The organism is Bradyrhizobium sp. HKCCYLS1011 (genome assembly GCF_051167795.1).
Taxonomy (GTDB): Bacteria; Pseudomonadota; Alphaproteobacteria; order Rhizobiales; family Xanthobacteraceae; genus Bradyrhizobium.
On record NZ_JBNPTT010000019.1, the window covers coordinates 14,375 to 36,999 of the forward strand.

The 22,625-nt window shown below is 65.2% G+C and carries 19 protein-coding genes; 8 read left to right on the forward strand and 11 right to left on the reverse strand.

Translation table 11 applies throughout. The features are described 5' to 3' along the window. Window positions 1-88 precede the first annotated feature (88 nt). Window positions 89-622, forward strand: a complete 534-nt coding sequence (locus tag ACQR1W_RS39290) for a SixA phosphatase family protein (RefSeq protein WP_434855793.1) — start codon at window positions 89-91, stop codon at window positions 620-622. Between the two features lie 79 nt (window positions 623-701). Continuing rightward, window positions 702-1,127 (forward strand): universal stress protein, encoded by a 426-nt coding sequence (locus tag ACQR1W_RS39295; protein WP_008970374.1) that lies wholly within the window; start codon window positions 702-704, stop codon window positions 1,125-1,127. 17 nt (window positions 1,128-1,144) lie between these two features. On the opposite strand, the gene ACQR1W_RS39300 is transcribed toward ACQR1W_RS39295, so the two are convergent. Both ACQR1W_RS39300 and ACQR1W_RS39305 read right to left on the reverse strand, forming a co-directional pair. Beyond that, the gene (locus tag ACQR1W_RS39300) at window positions 1,145-1,732 is read right to left on the reverse strand and encodes a YdcF family protein (RefSeq protein WP_434855794.1); all 588 of its coding nucleotides are present in this window, start codon (window positions 1,730-1,732) and stop codon (window positions 1,145-1,147) included. A 94-nt stretch (window positions 1,733-1,826) separates the two neighbouring features. Beyond that, entirely contained in the window at window positions 1,827-2,408 is a 582-nt protein-coding gene (locus ACQR1W_RS39305) for a hypothetical protein (RefSeq protein ID WP_434855795.1), read from the reverse strand. 73 nt (window positions 2,409-2,481) lie between these two features. Between ACQR1W_RS39305 and ACQR1W_RS39310 the strand changes: the two genes are divergently transcribed. Next, window positions 2,482-2,916, forward strand: coding sequence for a hypothetical protein (locus ACQR1W_RS39310; RefSeq protein ID WP_434855796.1), 435 nt, complete (start codon window positions 2,482-2,484; stop codon window positions 2,914-2,916). Window positions 2,917-2,926: 10 nt separating this feature from the next. Here the strand turns inward: ACQR1W_RS39310 and ACQR1W_RS39315 are convergent, their stop codons facing one another. Together ACQR1W_RS39315 and ACQR1W_RS39320 are read right to left on the reverse strand one after the other, a co-directional pair. Next, a complete protein-coding gene (locus ACQR1W_RS39315; RefSeq protein ID WP_434855797.1) occupies window positions 2,927-4,342 on the reverse strand; it encodes an MFS transporter in 1,416 nt (471 codons plus the stop codon). A gap of 187 nt (window positions 4,343-4,529) precedes the next feature. Then, window positions 4,530-5,036, reverse strand: a complete 507-nt coding sequence (locus tag ACQR1W_RS39320; protein WP_434855798.1) for a ferritin-like domain-containing protein — start codon at window positions 5,034-5,036, stop codon at window positions 4,530-4,532. Window positions 5,037-5,423: 387 nt separating this feature from the next. Here ACQR1W_RS39320 and ACQR1W_RS39325 point away from each other — a divergent pair, with 387 nt between their 5' ends. The 3 genes from ACQR1W_RS39325 (at window position 5,424) to ACQR1W_RS39335 (ending at window position 9,910) form a co-directional block, all read left to right on the forward strand. Then, window positions 5,424-6,515, forward strand: a complete 1,092-nt coding sequence (locus ACQR1W_RS39325; protein WP_008970368.1) for a lysylphosphatidylglycerol synthase transmembrane domain-containing protein — start codon at window positions 5,424-5,426, stop codon at window positions 6,513-6,515. Between the two features lie 82 nt (window positions 6,516-6,597). Continuing rightward, window positions 6,598-8,547: a hypothetical protein gene (locus tag ACQR1W_RS39330; protein WP_434855799.1), complete on the forward strand. Its 1,950-nt coding sequence runs from the start codon at window positions 6,598-6,600 to the stop codon at window positions 8,545-8,547. A gap of 124 nt (window positions 8,548-8,671) precedes the next feature. Further along, on the forward strand, window positions 8,672-9,910 hold the full coding sequence (locus ACQR1W_RS39335; RefSeq protein ID WP_434855800.1) for an ABC transporter substrate-binding protein: 1,239 nt from the start codon (window positions 8,672-8,674) through the stop codon (window positions 9,908-9,910). A 285-nt stretch (window positions 9,911-10,195) separates the two neighbouring features. On the opposite strand, the gene ACQR1W_RS39340 is transcribed toward ACQR1W_RS39335, so the two are convergent. After that, window positions 10,196-10,795: a DUF2147 domain-containing protein gene (locus tag ACQR1W_RS39340; RefSeq protein ID WP_434855801.1), complete on the reverse strand. Its 600-nt coding sequence runs from the start codon at window positions 10,793-10,795 to the stop codon at window positions 10,196-10,198. 161 nt (window positions 10,796-10,956) lie between these two features. Continuing rightward, window positions 10,957-11,985 (reverse strand): NAD(P)/FAD-dependent oxidoreductase, encoded by a 1,029-nt coding sequence (locus ACQR1W_RS39345; RefSeq protein WP_434855802.1) that lies wholly within the window; start codon window positions 11,983-11,985, stop codon window positions 10,957-10,959. Window positions 11,986-12,157: 172 nt separating this feature from the next. On the opposite strand from ACQR1W_RS39345, the gene ACQR1W_RS39350 reads away from it, so the two are divergent. Then, on the forward strand, window positions 12,158-12,625 hold the full coding sequence (locus ACQR1W_RS39350; RefSeq protein ID WP_434855803.1) for an acyl-CoA thioesterase: 468 nt from the start codon (window positions 12,158-12,160) through the stop codon (window positions 12,623-12,625). Between the two features lie 47 nt (window positions 12,626-12,672). Here ACQR1W_RS39350 and ACQR1W_RS39355 read toward each other — a convergent pair whose 3' ends face one another. Together ACQR1W_RS39355 and ACQR1W_RS39360 are read right to left on the reverse strand one after the other, a co-directional pair. After that, window positions 12,673-12,993, reverse strand: coding sequence for a 2Fe-2S iron-sulfur cluster-binding protein (locus ACQR1W_RS39355; RefSeq protein WP_434855804.1), 321 nt, complete (start codon window positions 12,991-12,993; stop codon window positions 12,673-12,675). Between the two features lie 118 nt (window positions 12,994-13,111). After that, window positions 13,112-13,498 carry an Hpt domain-containing protein gene (locus tag ACQR1W_RS39360; protein WP_434855805.1) on the reverse strand — a complete coding sequence of 129 codons (387 nt, stop codon included), beginning with the start codon at window positions 13,496-13,498 and terminating at the stop codon, window positions 13,112-13,114. Between the two features lie 412 nt (window positions 13,499-13,910). On the opposite strand from ACQR1W_RS39360, the gene ACQR1W_RS39365 reads away from it, so the two are divergent. After that, on the forward strand, window positions 13,911-19,448 hold the full coding sequence (locus tag ACQR1W_RS39365) for a methyl-accepting chemotaxis protein (protein ID WP_434855806.1): 5,538 nt from the start codon (window positions 13,911-13,913) through the stop codon (window positions 19,446-19,448). Window positions 19,449-19,659: 211 nt separating this feature from the next. Here the strand turns inward: ACQR1W_RS39365 and ACQR1W_RS39370 are convergent, their stop codons facing one another. The 3 genes from ACQR1W_RS39370 to ACQR1W_RS39380 all read right to left on the reverse strand — a co-directional run bounded on the left by ACQR1W_RS39370 (window position 19,660) and on the right by ACQR1W_RS39380 (window position 22,574). Then, entirely contained in the window at window positions 19,660-20,529 is an 870-nt protein-coding gene (locus ACQR1W_RS39370) for an MlaD family protein (protein ID WP_434855807.1), read from the reverse strand. A 135-nt stretch (window positions 20,530-20,664) separates the two neighbouring features. Then, complete coding sequence (locus ACQR1W_RS39375; RefSeq protein ID WP_434855808.1) at window positions 20,665-21,438, reverse strand: ABC transporter ATP-binding protein; 774 nt, start codon at window positions 21,436-21,438, stop codon at window positions 20,665-20,667. Window positions 21,439-21,440: 2 nt separating this feature from the next. Continuing rightward, entirely contained in the window at window positions 21,441-22,574 is a 1,134-nt protein-coding gene (locus ACQR1W_RS39380) for an MlaE family ABC transporter permease (protein WP_434855809.1), read from the reverse strand. Between the last annotated feature and the right edge of the window lie 51 nt (window positions 22,575-22,625).

Here is a 22,625-nt window from a genome sequence, read left to right on the forward strand (position 1 = left end):
TTGTCACCTCGCGTCATGACGCTTTTAGTGCCCAAGAGGTAGACAAGAATAGATGAAACACAGCCAGACCGATTCGAGACCACCGTTCATGCGCCGATTGATGCTCTTCCGCCACGCCAAGACCGAAAGGGACGCACCGTCCGGCCGCGATCAGGACCGCCGGCTCGATGAACGGGGGCATCAGGATGCCAGCGCGGTCGGCGCCTTCATCGCCCGGACCCCGCCCTTTCCCGATCTCGTGCTGGTCTCGACAGCGGTGCGGGCGTGCCAGACCTGGGAGCTTGCCTGGGACGCGATGCGGGACCGGGTCCCGGAGCCCGTGGTGGAAATGGTGCCGGAACTCTACGCCGCCGAACCTATGCAGCTCCTGCACACCATCCGCCTCGCCGCCGCCAGCGATCCCAAGCAGCTGCTGCTGGTCGGCCACAATCCCGGCATGCATGAGCTCGCGCTCGCCTTGACCGGCGGCGGCGAGAAGGCGGCGCGCCACGAGCTTGCGCACAACCTGCCGACGGCGGCGCTTGCCGTGTTCGACTTCGAGATCGACGACTGGACCGACGTGGCCTTCGGCCGCGGCAGGCTGGTGAAGTTCGTCACCCCGAAGCTGCTGAAGCAGGCGTGAGGCGATTGACAGCGTCACGCGACACGGCGCCTAATCGGCCCAATCCTCATGTGAGGCTTGGGTTGGAGGGAGGTGCAAGATGTTCAAATCCATCCTGGTCCCGCTCGATCTCGTCGACACCGACTTGGCCAAGCCGGCGATTGCGACCGCGGCGACGCTCGCCAACACCTGGGACGGCACCGTGCGCCTGCTCAACGTGCTGCCGATGACGCCGGTGATGCTCGCCGAATATGTTCCGGCCGATTTCGACGCGCAGCAGCGCGAGACCGCGGAAGAAGCGCTGTCGATCGTGGCGCGCGAGTCCGGAATGGCCGAGAACCGCATCTCCTACGCGGTGCGCCAGGGCGGCATCTATCACGAGATCCTGGAGGAAGCTGCCGCGGTCAAGGCCGATCTGATCGTGATGACATCCCATCGCCCGGCGATGCGCACCTATTTCCTCGGCTCCAATGCCGGCCATGTGGTGCGCTACGCCAAATGCTCGGTGCTGGTGGTACGGCACTAGAGCTAGGCTAATCGCCCTCACGGCCACTCGGCGATGAAGCCCTTGGCCTTGTAGGGCTCGATCTTGTCCCATTCAGCAAGCACGCGGCGACGGAGGTCGGGATGGGTGTGCCATCGCTCGTGCGGCACACCAAAACTATCGACCGTGACCAGCATTTTCTCGACCTCAGGCCAATGCCGCTGCAGCGTCATCGGATAGCGGCGGCTGGTCCAGGTGTTGCCGAGGCAGATGACGCTCCTGATTTTGGCCAACCCGAGCGCGGCCTCGAGCACCGGCAGCGAGAAGATCACGTTCTCGCCGGTATTGGTGGCGCGATGCTCATCGAGGATCAGACCGGCGGGAATGCCGCCGGCAACCATCGCCCGCTTGATGACGGCGCATTCTGTCTCATCCCCGCCCGACGTCATGCCGCCGCTGACGATAGCATGACGGAAGTAACCCTCGCGCCAGAGGCGGCAGGCGGTCTCCGCACGCAAGGCTTCCTCGACACGCGTGCCGAACACGAACAGCAGATCCGCCGGTCGCAACGGTGTCGCGATGAGATGCTGCGCGGTGATTGCAGCGATCTCGGTGGAGTCCGGCAGCCGCAACGATCGATCTTGCATCGCATCCGCACCCTCACATGTCACGGGCACAACATGCCGTCTGGTCCTGCGTCGCAGAAGTCACGTTTGATTGCGTTTGATAACTCCTCGCGCCTCACGGCAACAGCTGCGGCGGAATGTGGTCGAAGCTGTAGTTGCAGGGCCTGTTGCGGCTGATGAAGCCGCCGACCTGCCAGGCGAACAGCGCGGCGAAGCCGGCCAGGAACAATGCCCCCCACCACTCCCCGGCCAGCAAGGCACGAACGAGGAGCGCGGCCATGGCAAGCCCGAGCAATGCAACCAGCGCCAGCGCTGCAGCATAGGTCGCCCGTCCAAGGCCGGCGGTCAGCGCCGCCTTGCTGTGGTGCGCAGCAAGCTGTGCATGCAGCGCGATGATGAAGCGGCGATATCCCTCGCTCTGCGGCGCCACCAGGGTCGCGGTCTGCCAGGAGGTCGACAGCAGGCTGAGCCGTGCGCCGCCGCTATGGGTGATGTCGGCGCGAAAGCGACGCGCCTGCATCGACACCGGCCGATAGGACAGCCGGACGGCCGCGATATCGGCATAAGGCCACAGCCCGGCACGTCCACCGACGCGCCAGGCCAGACCTTCGCCGTTGAGCTCGAACTGATGCGCCGCCCCGACCAGCGAGGCCTTGAAGGCGTAGCCGACCGTGCCGTCCTGTGCCGCTGTCGTCATCGCCTGCACGTCAACACCATCTCACAATCTGGGAAGCTTGCACCTCGCGGCGGCCTTATCCTACAAACCGATCATGACCGAAACGACCTATTTTCCCCGCCGGCTGATCCTGGCCGGCGCCATGGGTGCAGGCGTGCTGCTCGCGCTCGCCGTCCACATGCTCGGCGCCCGCTACGGGCTCGATCTCGGCGGGCTGTGGCGGACCGATACCGGCGCGTTCATGCCGGCCGGCTCGGCCATCGCCTGGTGGCTGATCGCAACGGTCGGCTTCGCCGGGGGCTATTTCATCGCCAGCCTGATGCACAGCGCCGTCTCCGGAGAGATCCCGAAACGGATGCAGCATTTCCTGATCGGGATCGGCGTCCTGCTCCTGGTCGGCGCCGGGCAGACGCTGTCCGGACCAAGCCCGACGCCCTCGATCGCCGGCGTGCTGGCCGGCCTCGCCGCGCTGGGGCTCGGCGCATTGATGGCCTTTTGCGGGGCCAATTTCGCGCTGCGCAAGATTTGAAATTCGCGGCTCATCGCTCGCCGTGGGCCGCGCCTCCCCAGCGGATGATTCCGGCCGCCAGCAGCAGAACGACGGCGGAGATCACGAGCGACAGCCGCAATCCCGTCATGAAAGCGTCCGGCTGCCCGATCAGTGAACCGAACAAAGCCACGCCGATGACGCTCCCGGTCTGCCGCGTTGCGTTCAAAACCCCAGCCGCGAGGCCCGAGCGTGACTTCTCGACGCTGCCGAGCAAGGTCGAGGTCAGTGGCGGCACCAAGAGCCCAAGCCCGCTGCTCATGCCAATCAGCTGGAGGCCGAGCGCCCAATAGGACGTTCCGGGCGCCATGGGCAGCAGCGCCAGACACGACAGCGCCGACAGCGTCGCACCGAGCGCGATGGTGGCGCGTGGCCCGATCCGTTCGGCCATGCGCGGCGCGATCAGGTTGACCGGGAACACCACGCCAAGCATCGGCACGAAGGCGAGCCCGGTCGCGAACGCCGACAAATGGTTGACCTCCTGGAAATACAGGCTGAACACGAAGATCAGCCCGTAGATGGCAACGTTCGCCAACAGGCCGACCAGCGCGCAGAGCGAAAACAGACGGTTGCGAAACAGGGTCAGGGGCAACATCGGCTGCCGGCTGCGCGCCTCCTGCCAAACGAATGCAACGCCGGAGACGATCGCGATGACGAAGCCGAGCAGGACGGCGCGATCCGTCCAGCCCCGCGCGCCGGCTTCGATCACGGCAGCCGCGAGCGCGCCGAGCGCGATGATCGCCGCCATCTGCCCCGGCAGGTCGAGCGCGCGATCCGCGTGGAGCGGGGTTTCCCGGGCGTAAGCCTTCGTCAGCCAAAGCCCGACCAGGCCGATCGGCAGATTGACGAAGAAGATGGCCCGCCAGCCGACGAGTGCGATCAGGGTGCCGCCGACGAAGGGACCGGCGGTCAAAGCGAGGCTGGCGCCGGCGGCCCAGACGCCCACCGCGCGGCCGCGCTCCTTCGGATCAACGTAAGCGTGGTTCAGAAGCGCGAGCGAGTTCGGAACCAGGATGGCCGCCGCCAGGCCCTGGATGGCGCGAAGCGCGATCAGTGTCACAGCGTCGGGCGCCAGCCCGCAGCCGAGCGATGCGAGCGTGAACAGTGCAAATCCGCCCATGAAGATGCGCCTTGCGCCGAGGCGATCACCGAGCGCGCCCGCTGTCAGAATGAACGCCGCAAACGTGATCGTGTAGGCGTTGACCACCCATTGCAGTTCGGCGACACCGCCGCCGAGGGCGGATCGGATGCTGTCGAGCGCGGTATTGACGATGGTAACGTCGAGCTGGACCACGCCGAAGCCCAGACTCATGGCGGCGAGCGTAAGCGCGTTCGCCAGCGGCGAGGGTCGGGCCAGGCGCGCCTCAGCACGCCCCGAAGCTTCTGCTGGTAGGAACAAGCGGTTCATGCCGGAACTCCTGATCTGGAGGGACGGCCTGCTCATTAGCCCATGCGGGCGCAAGGATGCTTCGACATTGATCGAACTGTGATCGTAGCTGCCGCGGTCCATCCGCCGCGGCCAAATGTCCGGCGCCAAAACGCCGCGCCGGGGGGCGCGGCGTTTTGCCTCAGCCGAGTTATCTCAAGGCGCCGCCTCAGCTTGCCGCGCGCAGGTTCACCGCACTTTCGGCCAGGCTGGTCAACTTCTTGTCGGTCGCCTTCTCCTCGTCCAGGGTCTTCTGCAGCACATTTGCGCAGTCGTTGCGGCCGAGCTGCTTGGCCCAGGCGATCAGGCTGCCGTAGCGGACGATCTCATAGTGCTCCGCCGCCTGCGCGGCGTTGATCAGGGCTGCGTCCAGCACAGCCCTGTCAGCAACCTCGCCGGCGACTTCGTCGGCTTCCTCGATGATGCCGTCGATCGCCGGGCAGTCGATCGCCTTGGCCTCGACCCCGTGCATCTTGAAGACCTGCTCCAGCCGCTGCACATGGGTCTTGGTCTCATCCAGATGGGTCAGGAACCCCTGCTTCAGCTGCGGATCGCTCGCCTTGCTGGCCATCTTGGGCAGCGCTTTGACGAGCTGGTTTTCGGCGTAATAGATGTCCTGCAGCTGGTGCACGAACAGGTCGTTCATCGTTTTGATATCTTTGGTAAACAGTCCCATGGCCTCGCCTCCTTGCGTTCGGAACGCGGCGGGTCCCCTCCCCGGCCCGATCGCTGGTCGCGTTCGCTTACTGGTTTGCGTTCGGCTAACCGGTGGCTCCGGCGGTTGTTCCGGCGATGCGGCCACATCGAGCCGGCCTGCTTACGGAACTTCGTGGCGCAACCGGACGTTGGCCGGGCTTGCGATTGCGACAAAACAAGGGCGTCAACATTATGTGACCGGCATATGACGGGTAAGCGCGTCCGAGGGCAGAACCCGGGCTTGTCAAGGGCTGCACAAACGGCGTGTTTTGCCGTAAGGAACTCTCCGTAATGGAATTCCCGCCCGCCATCGAGTAATGGTTTCGCCCCTCTTCACATCTGTGGTGCCGCCCCGCCGGGAGGATGAATGCAGCGTTTGCTGACTGCGCTCGGGCGCGGTTTTAAGAAATGGATTGGCTGGAAGCGGCTGGGGATCGCAGCCAGCTTCGCCATCATCGCGTTTGCCGTCACGACGCTGGTGCGCACGCTGCGGGGCGTCGATGGCGGCGTGATCCTGACTGCGCTGGCCGACATTCCGCCCGGACGGATCGCGCTCGCCGCCCTGTGCGTGGTCGGCGCGTTCTGTACCCTGACCTTCTATGATTTCTTCGCGCTGCGCACGATCGGCAAGAAGCACGTGCCGTACCGCATCGCGGCGCTGTCGTCCTTCACCAGCTATTCGATCGGGCACAATATCGGCGCGACGGTCTTCACCGGGGGCGCCATCCGCTTCCGGATCTATTCCGATTACGGCCTGAGCGCGATCGACGTCGCCAAGATCTGCTTCCTGTCTGGACTGACCTTCTGGCTCGGCAACATCTTCGTGCTCGGCATCGGCATGATCCTGCATCCGGCCGCCGCTTCCACCATGGACCAGCTGCCGTCGGCAGTGAACCAGTTGATCGGAATCGGGCTCGTTCTGGCGATCTTCACCTATCTCGGCTGGCTTGCGCTGGGCAAGAACCGCCGCCAGCTCGGCCAGAACGGCTGGAAGGTGATGCTGCCGTCGACCCGGCTGACCTTTGTGCAGATCCTGATCGGCGTGGTCGATCTCGGCTTCTGTGCGCTGGCGATGTATCTGCTCGTCCCCTCCGACCCGCCGATCGATTTCATGTCGCTGTCGGTGGTGTTCATCCTGGCCACGCTGCTCGGCTTTGCCAGCCATGCGCCCGGCAGCATCGGCGTGTTCGACGCCGCGATGCTGGTGGCGCTGCCCCAGTTCGGGCGCGAGCAGCTGCTCGCCACCCTGCTGGTGTTCCGCGTGCTCTATTTCGTGATCCCCTTTGCCACCGCGATCTCGATCATGGGGATCCGGGAACTCTGGATGAACGTCGTGGAGCCCTGGCAGGAACGGCGCCGGCTGAACGACATCTCCGAACGCGCCGCGCCGCCTCACGCAGCAGCGGCACCTGCGCCCGCACGGGTGCCGCAGCGGCTGAAACGGCAGTCGCAGCGCTGATTCAAATTCTCCGTCTCACTGTGGTTGATCTGGCGCGCGGTCCTCTTATTTCCGCCCCATCTTTGCCGTGAAACGTCGCGCCATGATCCGAGATTCATTCCGCCTGTTGCTCGCGGCCGCATTGCTCGCGCCCGCGCTGTACATCATTCCAGCGCTGCCGGTCGCGGCGCAGATCGACGCTGCCGCCCCCATGCAGATCAGCTGGGAGGTGCGCAACCGTTTTCGGCTGTTCCGCGAGGAGCGCGACTTCCTGCTGCACGTGGAGAGCGCCCGCGACCGCAGCATTCTTGCGTCCGAACAAAGTCTCGAGCTGCAGAGCGACGGCCGCGGCTGGGCGCGCAACATCGTCAACCGGCTCTGCATCGACCTTGCGGGCCGCGTCAACGAGCCCTGCACCCGCGACAATGTGAAGGAAAGCTATCTCACGCCGATCGACCATCCGATCACGGTGCGGCTCACCGGCGCGGTGCCGGTCGGCGCCACCTGTGCCTGGTCGTTCGATGATGGCGACGGGCCGCAAACCTCGACCTTCGACTGTGCCGAACCGGTCAATCTGCGCGTCCGCTATGGCCGCCAGACCGTCGCGACCGTGGATGTCTCGAGCGCCGACGGCGCCCAGCGGCTGTCCGCAGGGATCCAGGTGCGCGACATCTTCATCGCCGGTCTCGGCGACAGCATCGCCTCCGGCGAGGGCAACCCGGACCGCCCGATTGCGCTGGCCGACGAAGGCTTCTGCTTCCGCTCCTATCTCGGCGGCGCCACTGGGCAATACTACCGGCCGAGCCGCGCCGGCTTCAAAGGCGGCCGCGCTTGCGAGGCGCCGGATACCTTGCAGAACTGGCAGCGCCACAGCGCGGTCTGGTTCAATGCGGCCTGCCACCGCTCGCTCTACAGCTATCAGACCCGCACCGCGCTCGCGCTCGCGGTGCGCTATCCGCATATCGCGGTCACCTATCTGCCGCTCGCCTGCACTGGCGCCACCATCGCCGACGGGCTGTTCGGCAGCCAGCGGGCGCGCGAATGCCTGCCGAGCAAGTCGATGGCCACCTGCCAGGGCGGGGTGAACGGCCAACTATCCGAGTTGCGCGAGGCGCTCACCGCAGCCAAGCGCCGCCAGCCCGATCGCCGGCTCGACCTGGTGCTGCTGTCGATCGGCGCCAACGACATCAATTTCTCCGGCCTCGTCTCCGACGTGATCGTGGACACGCCAACCGAGCGCACGATTTTCAAGCGCTCCGGCCTGATCGGCTCGGTGGAAGACTCCCGCTCCGACCTGATGCGCGACCTGCCCCAGGGTTTTGCCAAGCTGCGGGAAACGCTCAAGCCCCTGGTCGGCGATCTTAGCCACGTGATCTACACCTCGTACGGCGATCCGGCGCTCGCCAGCGGTGGGACGCCCTGCCCCGGCGGACGCGCCGGATTCGAGGTTCACCCGTCTTTCAACGCCGATCCGCAACGCCTCGCCAACGTCACCGCCTTTGTCGAGAACGAGTTCCTACCCGCGCTGAAAGCGCTCGCGCAGTGCCAGGGCGGCGTGCTCTGCCGCGATCCGCGCGGCGACCGCATGAGCTTCGTCGATGCGCATCAGGTCGCGTTCGCCGATCACGGCTTCTGTGCACGCTCCGCCAACGATCCGGCCTTCGACCGCGACTGCTTCTCAGCCAAGGGCGACAGCTTCGATCCTGATATCGTCAACGCCGCCAACGAGCCCCTGCTTTGTGGCCGCGGCGCCAGCGAATATCGCGCCTATCTGCCGCGGGCGCGCTGGATCCGCGACGCCAACGACAGCTACTTTGCCGCCATGACCTATCCGCAAGGGCTGCCAGCGGCGATGCAGCCATCCGACATCCATGATGCCACCTGGGGCGTGCTCTCTGCGGTCTATGGCGGCGCGCTGCACCCCTCGGCCGAGGGCCATGCGGCGATGGCCGACGCGGCGTTCCCCGCCGCAGCGCAAGTGCTGAGCCTCGATGCGGCCGAGCCCGACATCAGAAGCGAGCCGCTTGCGCCTGCGAACGCAGTGCAGCAATAGGCCGCCGAGCCATCTGAAACCAATCTTATGCGCTTTCCAGGCCGCGCCGGCGCGGCTTAGACTTGACCTCGCGCGCCGCTCCATACGCGCGACATAACGAACAATATCGTCAAGGGAGAAACGCATGCTTCGGTTCGATGCCTGTTCGCCGCCGCTTGCCGTCCTGGCCACGGCTCTCTGCCTCGCTACGCCTGCGCACGCGCAGTCCGGCGACCCGATCAAGATCGGCGTGATCGCCGAGGTGCAGGCGATCGCGGGCGCCGCGACGCCGGGCGGCGCGCAGATCGCGGCCGACGAAATCAACGCCAAGGGCGGCGTGCTGGGCCGCAGAATAGAGATCGTCACCTATGACGACCATTCCTCCTCGGCAGACGCCGTGCGCGCCTTCCAGCGTGCCGCCAATGAGGACAAGGTGTCGGCCGTGATCGCGAGCTATATCAGCGAGGTGGTGCTAGCGCTGGAGCCCTGGGCAGCGCGGCTGAAGCTGCCGCTGATCACGCCGGGCGCGGCTTCGAACGAGATTACGAAAGCGATCCACAACGACTACGAAAAGAACAAATACACCTTCCACGGCTATCTGACCTCGGCCGCGCAGGCGCAGCTCGTCTGTGATGCCGCCAAGGATCTCCTGGCCGATCAGCTCAAGTTCAAGTCGGCCGCGATCATGAGCGAGGATGCAGCCTGGACCAAGCCGCTCGACATCGGCTACGAGGCCTGTCTGCCGAAGGCCGGATTGAACGTGCTCGAGCACATCCGCTTCTCGCCTGACACCACCGACTTCACGCCGATCTTCAACAATATCGAAGCCAAGAAGCCGGACGTGATCGTCACCGGCATCTCCCATGTCGGCGTGCAGCCAACCGTGCAGTGGAAGAACCAGCAGGTGCCGGTGCCGATGTTCGGCATCAGTGCCCAGGCGTTCAGCCCGACCTTCTGGAGCGACACCAATGGCGCCGCCGAGGGTATCCCCTCGCTCGCGGTGGCCACGTCTGAAGTCGCGGTGACGCCGAAGACCAAGCCGTTCGCTTCAGCCTTCAAGGCAAAGTTCGGCATGCCGCCGGCCTATACCGGCTACACCGGCTATGACGATGTCTACATCATCGCCGAGGCAATCCAGCGCGCCGGCTCGACCAATCCCGACAAGATGGTCGCCGAGATGGAGAAGACCAACTACGAAGGCACCATCGGCCGCATCGCCTTCTACGGCAAGGACGACGAATTCACCCACGGGCTCAAGTCGGGCCCCGGCTTTATCACCGGCCTCGTGTTCCAATGGCAGAACGGCAAGCAAGTCACGGTGTGGCCGCAGGCGATCGCCGAAGGGAAGCTGAAGTTTCCGGACTTCGTTAAGCTGTCGCAGTAGGCTCAGAGCCCCGAACAAACACGCTGCTACGAGCGTAGCAACCTGCCCGCCGAAGCCCTTGGGCATCGGCAGAGCAATCCAGATCTTATCTGTCGCGAGAGACCGCCTATGTGCTGGGGAGCCCGTGCTCGGACTCCCCGAAGGCTACTTGATGAAGGCGTCTATCTCTGCTCGTCGCGGCGATGCCTCGCGCAAACTCTGTCCCTTGCTGCGCTCTGGAAAAGCGGGGCGTTTGGCAGCGTCAACGATAAGAGCCTGCGACGATCTGAGCGTTTGATAGTGCGACTACTTCTTCTTGCCCATCGTGGCCGCCGGCGGCTTCGCTGCTACCGCGGCGGGGCTGCCCGGGGGCGGCGGCAGGTACTTCGCGATGATTGCAGGATCGATCTGCGCCAGCGCGGTGTCAGGCAAGCGCACCCAGGTCTCGTCCCGGCCAAGCAGCGAGATACCGATATACCCACGCAGGGTCAGCGTCTGACCGTCGGGACTGAGCGTCATCTTGGCGCTGTAGATCTTGCCGTCGCGAGGATCCAGTACGTTGCCGTCCTCATAGACGAGGCCATCGCGCTTCATGTCGCGGATGAAGGAGATGCCGAGCCAGGGCGCGTTCTTGCGATCGTCGGTGCATTTGGCGCAGGTCGGGTTCGGCGCATCGTTTGGCTTCGGAAACAGTTTCGCCATCACGCCTTCGAAGACGCCATTGTGATCGACAACGAGCACATAGAGCTTCGGCTCACCGTTCTCGACCTTCTGCCACAGGCCGGCGGCGGAAGGCTCGGCGGCCAGCGCCGGCCGCGCAACCAATGCGCCGGCGAGCAGGAAAGCGAGCGTGGCAAATGCCGCGACACGAGGCATCGACCGGAGCCGGGGAAACGCTGTCAGCATCATCATCTCACCTTGACCAATCCGCAAAAGCGAATGGCCGCAGAGTACGGCCATTTCGAGGATGGTGCCAGCCCATAGCAGGTCTTGCGCGGTTGTGGAAATCGCACGCCGTTGGAAACATCCCGTTACAATTCGGTGGAATGAGTTCCAGTCGCGGGGACTTAGTTCACGCCGAGCTTTTTCTGCAGGCTCGATGAGGAGGTGGTGTATTGGAACACCAGGCGCTTCTCCGGATAGACGTAGCGGTGCGCCTTCTGCGCCATCAGCGCGCCCTCGTGGAAGCCGCACAGGATCAGCTTGATCTTGCCGGGATAGGTGTTGATGTCGCCGATCGCAAAGATGCCGGGCACGCTGGTCTCGAACGCCGAAGTCTCGACCGGGATCAGATTGTGCTCGAGCTCGATGCCCCAATCGCCGACGGGCCCGAGCTTCATTGTCAGCCCGAAGAACGGCAGCATCATATCGCAGGCGATCGTCTCGACCGCGTTGTCATTGCCCTTGAGGGTGGCTGCCGTGAGTACGCCATCAGCGCCTTCGAGCGCGGTGACCTGGCCGATCCGAAGATCCATCTTGCCCGAGGCGACCAGCGCGCGCATCTGCTCGACGCTGTGGGGCGCGGCGCGAAAATCGTCGCGCCGGTGCACCAGCGTGATGCGCTTCGCGATCGGATGCAGATTGAGCGTCCAGTCGAGCGCGGAATCGCCGCCGCCAACGATGATGAGATTCTTATCGCGGAACTGCTCCATCTTGCGCACGGCGTAGAACACAGACGTGCCCTCATAGGCCTCGATGCCAGGCACCGGGGGGCGCTTCGGCTGGAACGAGCCGCCGCCGGCCGCGATCACCACGACCTTGCATTCGAACACCTTGCCGGCATCGGTGGTGATGCGAAACCCGGGATCGCCGATCTTCTCGACCTTCTCCACCATCTCGCCGAGATGGAAGGTCGGATGGAACGGCTTGATCTGCTCCATCAGCTGATCGGTCAGGCCCTGCCCCGTGACCATCGGCACGCCCGGAATGTCGTAGATCGGCTTCTCCGGATAGAGCTCGGCACACTGGCCGCCGACCTTGTCCAGGATGTCGATCAGATGTGCCTTGATATCGAGCAGCCCCAGTTCAAACACGGCAAACAGTCCGCAAGGGCCCGCGCCAATGATCAGCACATCAGTCTTGATCGTTTCGCTCATATCGCTCTTCTCGTTGGGACGCCGCACAGGCATCGCGGCAGGTGGCGGTTCCGCATGTGTAGCCAAGGCGGCGTGGTCAGGGAAGGCAGAAAAGCCGGCCCCCGCCCGCGCCCGACTTGCGGCCATCGGCGTAGCGAGCTTTGAAGAGAGCGTGAATGATGGAGATCAATTGGTGACAGAGACCGCCCGCCACGACCAGACGCCTGATCTGGAGGACTTTCCCTATCGGCTCACCGACAACGTGCGCTTCGGCGATCTCGACCCCAATCAGCACGTCAACAATGCGGTCTATGCAACCTATTTCGAGACCGGCCGGGTGACGCTGATGAAGGACCCGCGACATGGTCTGACCCGGGAGGGGCTCGCCTGGATCATGGTGCGGCTCGATATGCATTTCCGTGCCGAGCTGCGCTGGCCGGGCACGATCGAGCTCGGATTAGGGGTGGTGAAGTTGGGCCGTACGTCAGTCACCTGCGAGCAGGTCGTGTTCTCCGAAGCTCGCTGCGTCGCTTCGGCCACTGCAGTGATGGTGCTGATCGACGAGGCGACGCGCCGACCCACACCACTGCCCGCCGGGCTCATCGAGGCCCTGCGCCCGTGGAGCCGCCGTGGCGTAGCGATCACGAAGCCAGTGGCCTAGGTGGGCACGAATTTGGGGATGCCGCAGAGATGGGTCGAGCCGAAGGATCAGGCCTGACGCTCAGGCGTCGCGACGACCAGACCATCGAGTTCGTCGGACACCTTGATCTGGCACGACAAGCGCGAGTTCGGCCGCACGTCATAGCCGAAGTCCAGCATGTCCTCTTCCATCGGCGTCGGCGGCCCGACCTTCTCGCGCCAGGCTTCGTCGACATAGACATGGCAGGTGGCGCAGGCGCAGGCGCCGCCGCATTCGGCCTCGATGCCGGGGATGGCGTTGCGGATGGCCGCTTCCATCACGGTTGCGCCGTTCTCGATCTCCACGGTTCGGGATTCGCCGGTATGGTCGACAAAGGTAATCTTGGCCATGTTTGCTCGATGCTGCGGAGGGATGAAGTCGGGCTGTCCTATAACGGGTCGACCCGCTCCGCGCTAGTGCCGGTCCCTAGTGCCGGTCTTGGGATGGCTTCCGACCTTGCGGCTGGCGTCAGAACGCGGCCAGCATTTCCGCAATCGCCATGCGGGCCTCGCCAACGGCTGCATCCAGCTCCGCCAGCGCAAAGGCCAGGGCGTGACTCGGCTCGCTCCCGCGAATGGCGGTCTCCAGTGCCTCCGCGGCATCGGCTACGGCGAGCGCACCAATCGCCCGGGCGGAGCCCTTCAGCGTATGGGCGAGCGCGCTGGCATCGTCCGGCATAGCCATCAATTGCGTGAGAATTCGGTCGGCCTGGGTGGCGAACATGTCGAGCACCTCGCGCTCCAGATCGCGGTCGCCCAGCGTCATCCGCCTGAGCTGGTCGAGGCTGATCGGCCCATCATCGGGCACAAGCGGGGGCGAAGGCATCCATTCGATCCGGTGCAGGTCAGGGGTCATGGCAGGCGTCTCGGCAGGCGTCTCGGGCAATCGGACCGCGCAGGATTCGTCGTGAAGCCGCGGCCGCCCCAGCCAAGCACGGGAATGGTTAATGCTTCCTTAGCTGTAAATTGCCGCCGCCCCGCCTTGTTTCAGGCGCGCCGTCGCCTCAATTGAGGCCGAAACGGAATTTTCGGGACTTTCAAACGCGTTACCGGCCGGTCCTGTTAACGATGATTAAGAATCTCTTAATCGCGACCATTTCTTTCACCTCGCCCAGCCAATAGGATGCGGCTTGGATGGAGCGGGCTAGCCGGCAAGTGCCGCGCCTTGGCGCCCGCAGCGGGATGAATCCGGTTCCGAGCCTTGCGATGGGGCATTCGTGCGCGGCTCACCGGATCGCAAAAAAATACGACGAGGGCTCGGACTGAACATGGCGAACACCCCGAAAAAGGTCAAAGACCCGACTGAAGTTGCGCTGTCTGCCATTCAGGAGGCTTTGAACATCAGCGATACGGCCGCTCCGGAAGAACCGCAGGGTCCGAATCGTGCTGACGGGGCGCCGCCGATCATGCCGATCGGCCCGGCCTTCGGGGATTCCACGTTCGAGCTGCGTCCGGGCGCGGAGCGTCCAGCTTTTGACGAAAACGATGCGCCGCCCTTGATCGCGCGCCGTCCCGCCAATGACGACCGCGAAACCATCGGCCAACTGCTGCAGGCGATCCAGAAAGGACGCCCGTCCCGCGGCGTGTACACGATTGCGACCGCGTTTGCAGGCGTGTGGATCGTCGGCTGCGGCCTGCTGACGGTCGGCTTCCTGCCTTCGCTGCAGTCGGCGATCGGCCAGGGCGGCGGCGTTCTGGTGCTGGGCGGCTTGGCTGCGCTGTTCTTCGCGCCGGTGCTCTTGTTCTATTTCCTCGCGAGCCTCACCTGGCGCGGCCAGGAGCTGCGCATGATCGCGCAATCGATGGCCCAGGTTGCGATCCGCTTCTCGGAGCCGGAAGGCGCCGTCAGCGATTCGATCGTCACCGTCGGCCAGGCGATCCGCCGCGAGGTCGCCGCCATGGGCGACGGCGTGGAGCGCGCGATCGCCCGCGCCGGCGAATTAGAAATGCTGGTCGCCAACGAGGTCGCCGCGCTGGAGCGCGCCTATAGCGACAACGAGGTGCGGATTCGCGCGCTGCTGCAGGACATCGCCCATCAGCGCGACAACCTGGTCGGCCAGGCCGAGCAGGTCCGCAGCGCCATTTCCGGCGTGCAGATCGATCTGCGCCACGATATCGCGCTGATCTCGGACGCAATCGCCTCGCGCGTCGACGAGGTCGCCAAGAGCATCACCGGCGCGCTGGAAGAGCGCGGCGCCCACATCACGGCCGCGCTCGGCAATGCCGGCGACAACATGATCCTGGCGCTCGGCGAGCGCGGCGGCGACCTGCTCGACCGGCTCGAGGAAGCCAGCGCCGAGACCACCCGCGCCGTGCTCGATGCCTCCGAGCGTCTGACCACGAGCCTCAATTTCAAGACCGGGCACGTCCACGACGAATTCGCCGATCTGTCCGAGCGCGTCCATGACATGCTCAGCGAGCGCATCGACCGCATCACCGCGGAATTCGAGCAGCGGGCTGCCGCGATCGTCGACGGCATCTCGGTGCGCACAGAACAAGTGCACGATTCGCTCAAGGCGTCCGGTGACTCGCTGCTGCTCGAACTCGAGCTGCGCGGCGGCGATCTCGTGAGCAAGATCGACGAGGCGAGCCAGCGGCTGTCGGGCCATATCGCCACGAGCGGCGAGAAGGCGAGCGAATCGCTCGATGCGACCGTCAACTCGCTGGTCGAGAAGGTGGTGAGCCAGACCGAGGCCGCGCACGACACGCTGTCCCTGCAGATGAGCGCGTTCGACGAGCTGGTGAAGAACCAGGGCACCGACCTTGCCGAACGGTTCGCCCGCGACTCCAGCACGCTGGGTGCGCTGATCACCCGTCACATCAGCGAATTCGACCGCACCGTGAAGACGTTCGGCGGCGACATCGTCGAGCGCATGGGCCAGCGGACCCAGGACATCACCGACAATCTGAAGACTTATGTCGACACGTTCGACAGCCGTCTTTCCTCGAATGGCGGCCAGATCACCGCCACGATGGATCAGCGTCTGTCGCAGTTCGAGACCACGCTCGAGGCGCGCATCACCAATCTCGATACCGCGCTTGAAAACAAGATCAGGTCGTTCCACGAGAATCTCGACGGCCGGTTGAGGACGCTCGAAGAGACGTTCGATTCACGCGCAACCTCCGTCACCTCGACAGTGGAAGGCCGCCTGAACGCCCTCTCCTCGTCCCTGACCGACGGTGCCGCGCAGGTGCTGCATACGATCGACTCCCGTCTCACCGTGCTCACGTCCTCGCTGACCGACGGCGCGGCCCAGGCGATCCATTCGATCGACTCGCGGCTCACTTTGCTCACCTCCTCGCTCAGCGACGGCACGGCGGAGGCGCTCGACGCGATTGAGCAGCGCATCGCCGGCGTGTCGCAGACGATCGACGGCCGCACCGTGCAACTGACCGATACCGTCACGGCGCGGTTCCAGGATATCCACCAGAGCATCGAGACCAAGGTCGGCAGCATCGCCAGCGACATCGACCAGCGCGTGGCGCAGTTCGAGGACCTGCTGGGCACCCGCATCGAGGCCGTGGCCGGCCGGATCGAGAGCAGCGGACGTCAGGCGAGCGACGAGCTGATGACGCGCGCGGAGCTGTTGTCCGCGAGCATCAAGTCGCATGTCGAGGATGCCGAACGCTCGCTGACCAATCTCGTGGTCAACACCAGCGAGACCGTCCAGACCGGCGCGCGTGCTGCACAGCAGGCGCTGCTCACCGTGTCGACCGACGTCGGCGCACAGCTGAAGACCACTTCGACTGAGGTGGAGCGTGCACTCACTAGCGCCGGCAGCGGCGCTGCCAACGCCATCCTGTCGAGCGCGCGCGACGCGCAGCTCACGTTGGTCACGGCCTCCGGCGACGCCGTGGGCCAGATCAAGTCGCTGTCCGCCGATGTCGAACGCACGCTCGCCACGGCGGGCTCGGCCACGGCGGCCTCGATTGTCGCTGGTGCGCGTGAAGCCCAGACCACGCTGGTTGCGGCCTCATCGGAAGCGGCCAACCAGGTCAAGACGCTCACCGCCGACGTCCAGCAATCGCTGTTGAGCGCCGGCGCTTCCACCGCGGAGGCCATCACCGGCAGCGCACGTGAGGCCCAGAGCACCCTGCTCGCCGCGTCCTTGGAAGCCGCCGAACAGGTCAAGTCGCTGACATCCGACGTGCAGCGCTCGCTGTCGCTCGCCGGCACAACCACCGCGGAAGCCATCACCGGCGGTGCCCGCGAGGCACAGACGACCTTGATCAATGCGTCGTCGGAAGCCGCCAATCACGTCAAGTCGCTCGCCGCCGACGTGGAACGGACCATGTCGGCCGTGGGCACCAGCACGGCCGCCACGATCGTCAACAGCGTCCGCGACGTGCACACCAAGCTTGTCGCTGCGTCGACCGAGGCCTCCGACCACGTCAAATCGCTGGCCTCCGACGTCGAACGCACCCTGGCCGCGGTCGGCACCAGCACGGCAGCCTCGATCGTCGGCAGCGCACGCGACGTGCAGTCGACCCTGATGGTTGCTTCGACCGAAGCGACCGAACACATCAAGTCGCTGGCTTCCGACGTCGAACGCACGCTGTCCGCAGTGGGCGCCGACACTGCAAGCGCGATCCTCAACAGCGCGCGTCAGGCTCAGACCTCACTGACCGCGAGCTCGGCCGAGACTGCGGCTGCGGTGGTCGGCAGCGCACGCGAGGCGCAGGCCCTGTTGACCGCAACGTCGACCGACACCGCCGGCCAGCTCAAGACGATTTCCTCGGAGATCGAGCGCGCCATCAACGCGGTTGCGGCGAACACGACCGAGAACATCCAGACCAGCGCGATGAACGCGCAGAACATGCTGGTGACAGCGGTCAACGAGGTCAGCACGCGGGTGAAGTCGACGTCCACCGAGATCGAGCGCACGGTGATGACGGCAGGCACGTCCTTCGGGCAGGCGATGACCGGCAAGACGGACGAGATCGTGACCTATGTCCAGCAGCAGACCGAAAGGCTGTCGCAGGTCCTGGATGGCCGACGTGGGCAGCTGGTCGAGGCGCTTGGTTCCAAGACCAATCAGCTCACGATCGAGATCGATCGCGTCACCTCGGATGCGCTGAAATCGATCGAAACGCGCGGCCAGGCTTTCGCCAAGGCTGTGATGGGCAACGGCACCGAGGTCGCGCGCACGATTACCTCGGCGGGCGAGGTCGCGACCACCGCGATCGGCAAGTCGCTGAAGGAGCTGGAGCAGGCCTCGCGCGCGGCCATCGAACAGTCGCGCCAGGTGTCGGTCGCCGCCGTCACCGAGATGCAGGAGACCAGCAAGATTCTGCGCACCGATACGGTGGCGCTGTTCGAGCGGCTGCGCGAGGGCAACATCCTGCTACAGGAGGTGCTGACCGGCGCCCACGACAATCTCAATTCGCTCGAACGAGCACTGGTCACGCGCGTGGCCGACTTCGTCTCGGCGATGAGCGACGTGACCTCGCGCAACGGCGCGGCCACCGAGACTCTGGAGGAGCAGCTCAGCGTCTTCAACGTCAAGACCTCGAAGGCGCTGGAAGATCTTGGCGCGCTGTCACGTCAGTTCGACGCGCATGGCAAGGCCTTGATCGAGGCTGCGGCCGTGGTCGATCAGAGCAACCGCGACGCAAGCGTTTCGATCGGCGAGCGCAAGACGACACTGGAATCCCTGATCACCACGATCGACCTCCGCACGGCCGATCTCGATCAGCGGCTGTCGCGCTTCACCACCCTGCTCGACGAGTCCCTGGCGGCCGCGGAGGAGCGCGCGCGCGACATCGCACGCGTCGTTGCCGAAACCGCGGGCGCCGGCTCGACCGCGATCAGCCGGCAGTTCGAAGCGATCCGGGCCACCACCGAGGAAGAGCGGCGGGTCACCACGGAATCGATGCAGGCGATCTACCAGCAGAGCACGCAGGAAGCGGATGCGATGTTCAAGCAGTCGGCGGAGAAGTTCGCCACGCTAGTCGCGAGCATGAAGCAAATGACGTCCGAGATGCAGCGCGAGCTGGACGCGACCCGCAACGAACTGCGCCGCGGCGTTCTGGAAATGCCGCAGGAGGCAGCCGAAAGCACCGCGCAGATGCGCAAGGTGATCGTCGACCAAATCGAAGCGCTAGCCGAGCTGAACCGGATCGTCGCCCATCACGGCCGCGGGCTCGACGTGGTCACTGCGGCCCGCACGCAAACCGCGACCGTCAGTGCCCCCGTCCGTCAGGAAGAGCCGATCGTCGCTGCCGCCGCTGGTGGACGTGGCGATGTGCGCATGCGCGAGCCCGCGCCCACCACCAGCGCCGCCAATCTGCCGCCGCCGGACCTCGGGATGCAGCCGCCACCGCAACCGCGCCGGGTCGAGGCGCCGCCGATGGGACCGGTTGCGGATCAGGGTCGCGACACCTGGCTCTCCGATCTTCTCAACCGCGCCGACAGCAACGGCACCGGTCGCGAGCAGCAGCGCGGCCGTGGTCCGGCCCCGCAGTCCGGCAATCCGCTGGAGTCGCTGTCGCTCGATATTGCCCGCCTGATGGACCGCGGTCTCGCGGCCGAGATGTGGGATCGCTATCAGCGCGGCGAAACCAAGGCCTTCACTAAGCGGCTCTACACGCCGGCCGGCCAGAAGGCGTTCGACGAGGTGGCGCGCAAATATCGCGCCGACCGTACCTTCAAGCAGACGGTCGACCGTTACATCACCGAGTTCGAGCGCCTGCTCGACGACGTGGCGCGCGACGATCGCAACCCGCAGGCGCTGCGCAACCAGCTGACCTCGGAGACCGGCTTGGTCTACACCCTGCTCGCCCATGCCGCCGGACGGCTGGCCTGACATAGCGCTGATGGCGACTAGCGATTAGCCAAGTAGGAAGTAGCGAATAGAACAACGGAGGCCGCGCGGCCTCCGTTGTGTTTGAGAGGACAAGCTGCGTTTGCGCGGACAAAGCAATCAGCGTGTCGCGCGCCAGCAATCAAGCCGACAGAAGCGGGGCTCACCGACAAGAAGCCCCATTCGCTCCTCGCCCTTCGCCCCTCGCCTGCTCTCACCGCCGCCGGTCGCTCGTCGGAGCGCTTGGTGCCGGCTGCGAGGCCTGGGCGTTGCTGGCGCTGGAGGCGCCGAACAGCACACGGGTCGGGTTGCGGTCGAAATTGTTCACCGCGCGGCTGATGTCGCCGAGTGTCCGCCGGCCATCAGTCATCAGCGCCCCCGACCGCTTGTCGAAATCCTCAGCCAATTCGCGGATCGATTTGACGGTCAGGAGCAGCTCGCCGCCGTCCTTGCCGCCGGCCAGCGTGTTGAGCCCGAGCATCAGGCTGTCCGCCTTGCCCATGATGCCATCGACCCGCGCCATCACGCCGTCGATCCGTTCGGAGTTGCGGGCCAGCGATTGGGTAAACACCTCGAGATTCTTGAGCGAGTTGCGGACCGCTTCCTGGTTGTCGGCGACCACCCGATTGATGTTCTGCAGGGTGGCGCGGATCGCCTCGGTGACGTCCTGCAGCCGGTTCGGATCGGCGCGCAGCACCGGCACCCCGTCTTCATCGAGCGGTGGGGGCGGCGCCGCCTCCTCACCGCCCTTGAGCGAGATGGCGGCGATGCCGGTCAGCCCCTGAAACTCCAGGCCGACCAGGGTATCTTTCCGGATCGGGGCGGTGTTTTCGACCATGGCCAACGCCACCACCCGGCGGGGGTTGTCGAGCTTGACCGAGATGACCTCGCCTACCCGGATACCGTTAAAATTAACGCTGCCGCCGTTGCGCAGGCCTGCGGCCGGACCTTCGAAGATCACGCGCAGCGGACCGCGCTGCTTGGTGGTGTGCAGGCTCTGAAACCAAAGGACGAAGCCGATCGCAGCCGCGATCACGGCCAGCGTGAACGAGCCGATCAGCACATAGTTCGCCCGCGTTTCCATTCCAAACTCCGGTACCTGTGCGCAGCCGCCTCAGGCTCTACCGCCATCGGGCTCGCTTCTTCGATGCCGCACTTCGGCACCAGACCTGCCGTGGACCACCCTCCTGCCGCCGAAGCCGCTCGGGTCCGCATCACACTATCCCATCACCGCGCGGGCGCGTTTGCCGTGGAAATACTGTCGCAGCCAGGGATGTTCGGAGGCCTGCATGTCAGCCATCGATCCTGCGGCAATGACTTTACCATTGCCCAAAACGGCGATGCGATCACAGGCCGTATGCAGACTGTCCAGGTCGTGGGTTACCATGAAAACGGTCAGGCCCAAAGTGCGCTGCAGGGTGCGCACCAGTTCGTCAAAATCGCCCGCGCCGATCGGATCAAGTCCGGAGGTCGGCTCGTCCAGGAACACCAGTTCCGGATCAAGCGCGAGCGCACGCGCCAGCGCGACGCGTTTGATCATGCCGCCCGACAGCTCGCTCGGAAACCGGTCGGCGACCTCGGGCCGCAGCCCCACCATCACGAGCTTCGCGACCATGATCTCGTCCAGCAGGCGCTGGGAGACCTTGAGATATTCGCGCGCCGGAAACTGGATGTTCTGGCGCACGGTGAGCGAGGAGAACAAGGCGCCCTGCTGGAAGAGCACACCCCACCGCCGTTCGATCGAGCGGCGGGTGGCCGAATCGGCCGCATCGAGGTCGACCCCAAACACCTCGATGTTGCCTGAGAGCTTCGGCACGAGCCCGATGATGGTGCGGGTGAGTACGGATTTGCCGGCGCCGGAAGGGCCGACAAAGCCCAGGATTTCGCCGCGCTTGACGTCGAGATCGAGCCCGTCGAGCACGCGCGTCCGGCCGAACTGGACGGTGACGTCACGCACGCGGATGATGGCGTCGGGCAATTGTTCCACCGTCATCGTCACATTCCGACCGCCGCGAAGAAGATCGCGAACACGCCATCCATGACGATGACGAAGAAGATGCCTTTGACCACTGACGAGGTGGTGTGACGCCCGAGCGACTCCGCGCTGCCCTGAACTGCGAGCCCCTCGACGCAGGCGACGATGCCGATGACGGCCGCCATGACCGGCGCCTTGAGCAGGCCGACCTTGAAATGATCGATCGAGATCGCGTCGCGAAGACGCAGCAGGAAGGCCTCTGGCTGAACGCCCCCGTAGAGCCAGGCCACCAGCCCGCCGCCATAGAGCGCGGCAATGTCACCCAGAAAGGCCAGGATCGGCAGCGCAATCACCAGCGCCAGCATCCGCGGCAGAATCAGGACCTCGATCGGATCGAAGCCCATCGTGCGCAGCGCGTCGATCTCCTCGCGCATCTTCATCGAGCCGAGCTCGGCCGTGTAGGCACTCCCCGAACGTCCTGCGATCATGATCGCTACCAGCAGCACGCCGATTTCGCGCAGGACCAGCACGCCAAGCATGTCGACCACGAAGATGTCGGCGCCGAACCGGCGGAAATGGAAGATGCCCTGCTGGGCGATGATGCAGCCGATCAGGAAGGTGATCAGCACGATGATCGGGACGGCCCGCCAGCATACCTGTTCCAGATGATGGACGGTCGAGGTCAGGCGGAAGCTGCGTGGATGAAGGAACACGCGGGCGCTGGCGACGATCACGGCGCCCAGCATGTCGATCAGGGCCGCGATCGTGCCGAAGACACCAGCCACCGTACGGCCGATCTGATCCAGCATCCCGGCGACGGTCACCGCCGCGGCCTCATCGTCGGGCGCGGGGGTCACGCGACGGACTTCGTCGACCAGGCTCGCATAAGTGGCGGACAGGCCATCGACCTTCGCCTCGACGGTGCCGCGCGTGAAACTGCGCCGCAGCCGCTCGATCAGCCAGGCCCCGAACGTGTCGAGCTTGGAGATCTCGGACACATCGATCGATACGTCAGGCTTGGAGCCCGCGAGCTTCTCCGCCTCGGCGACCAGCTTCTCGAGCGACGGGGCAAACGATGCCGTCCACGCGCCGGATGCGCGCAACATCAATGCATCGCCCTGAGCGCTCCGTTCCAGAGTCGGGCCGCTTTTCATGCCGACCGCCTCAAGCCCCACCGTCCGCTTTTCGATGACAACAGTTCGCGC

Bases quoted from the DNA above. Each gene is read 5' to 3' on its own strand.
- ACQR1W_RS39290 (WP_434855793.1), top strand. From the start codon at position 89: ATGCGCCGATTGATGCTCTTCCGCCACGCCAAGACCGAAAGGGACGCA.
- ACQR1W_RS39295 (WP_008970374.1), top strand. From the start codon at position 702: ATGTTCAAATCCATCCTGGTCCCGCTCGATCTCGTCGACACCGACTTG.
- ACQR1W_RS39300 (WP_434855794.1), bottom strand. From the start codon at position 1,732: ATGCAAGATCGATCGTTGCGGCTGCCGGACTCCACCGAGATCGCTGCA.
- ACQR1W_RS39305 (WP_434855795.1), bottom strand. From the start codon at position 2,408: ATGACGACAGCGGCACAGGACGGCACGGTCGGCTACGCCTTCAAGGCC.
- ACQR1W_RS39310 (WP_434855796.1), top strand. From the start codon at position 2,482: ATGACCGAAACGACCTATTTTCCCCGCCGGCTGATCCTGGCCGGCGCC.
- ACQR1W_RS39315 (WP_434855797.1), bottom strand. From the start codon at position 4,342: ATGAACCGCTTGTTCCTACCAGCAGAAGCTTCGGGGCGTGCTGAGGCG.
- ACQR1W_RS39320 (WP_434855798.1), bottom strand. From the start codon at position 5,036: ATGGGACTGTTTACCAAAGATATCAAAACGATGAACGACCTGTTCGTG.
- ACQR1W_RS39325 (WP_008970368.1), top strand. From the start codon at position 5,424: ATGCAGCGTTTGCTGACTGCGCTCGGGCGCGGTTTTAAGAAATGGATT.
- ACQR1W_RS39330 (WP_434855799.1), top strand. From the start codon at position 6,598: ATGATCCGAGATTCATTCCGCCTGTTGCTCGCGGCCGCATTGCTCGCG.
- ACQR1W_RS39335 (WP_434855800.1), top strand. From the start codon at position 8,672: ATGCTTCGGTTCGATGCCTGTTCGCCGCCGCTTGCCGTCCTGGCCACG.
- ACQR1W_RS39340 (WP_434855801.1), bottom strand. From the start codon at position 10,795: ATGCTGACAGCGTTTCCCCGGCTCCGGTCGATGCCTCGTGTCGCGGCA.
- ACQR1W_RS39345 (WP_434855802.1), bottom strand. From the start codon at position 11,985: ATGAGCGAAACGATCAAGACTGATGTGCTGATCATTGGCGCGGGCCCT.
- ACQR1W_RS39355 (WP_434855804.1), bottom strand. From the start codon at position 12,993: ATGGCCAAGATTACCTTTGTCGACCATACCGGCGAATCCCGAACCGTG.
- ACQR1W_RS39360 (WP_434855805.1), bottom strand. From the start codon at position 13,498: ATGACCCCTGACCTGCACCGGATCGAATGGATGCCTTCGCCCCCGCTT.
- ACQR1W_RS39365 (WP_434855806.1), top strand. From the start codon at position 13,911: ATGGCGAACACCCCGAAAAAGGTCAAAGACCCGACTGAAGTTGCGCTG.
- ACQR1W_RS39370 (WP_434855807.1), bottom strand. From the start codon at position 20,529: ATGGAAACGCGGGCGAACTATGTGCTGATCGGCTCGTTCACGCTGGCC.
- ACQR1W_RS39375 (WP_434855808.1), bottom strand. From the start codon at position 21,438: ATGACGGTGGAACAATTGCCCGACGCCATCATCCGCGTGCGTGACGTC.
- ACQR1W_RS39380 (WP_434855809.1), bottom strand. From the start codon at position 22,574: ATGAAAAGCGGCCCGACTCTGGAACGGAGCGCTCAGGGCGATGCATTG.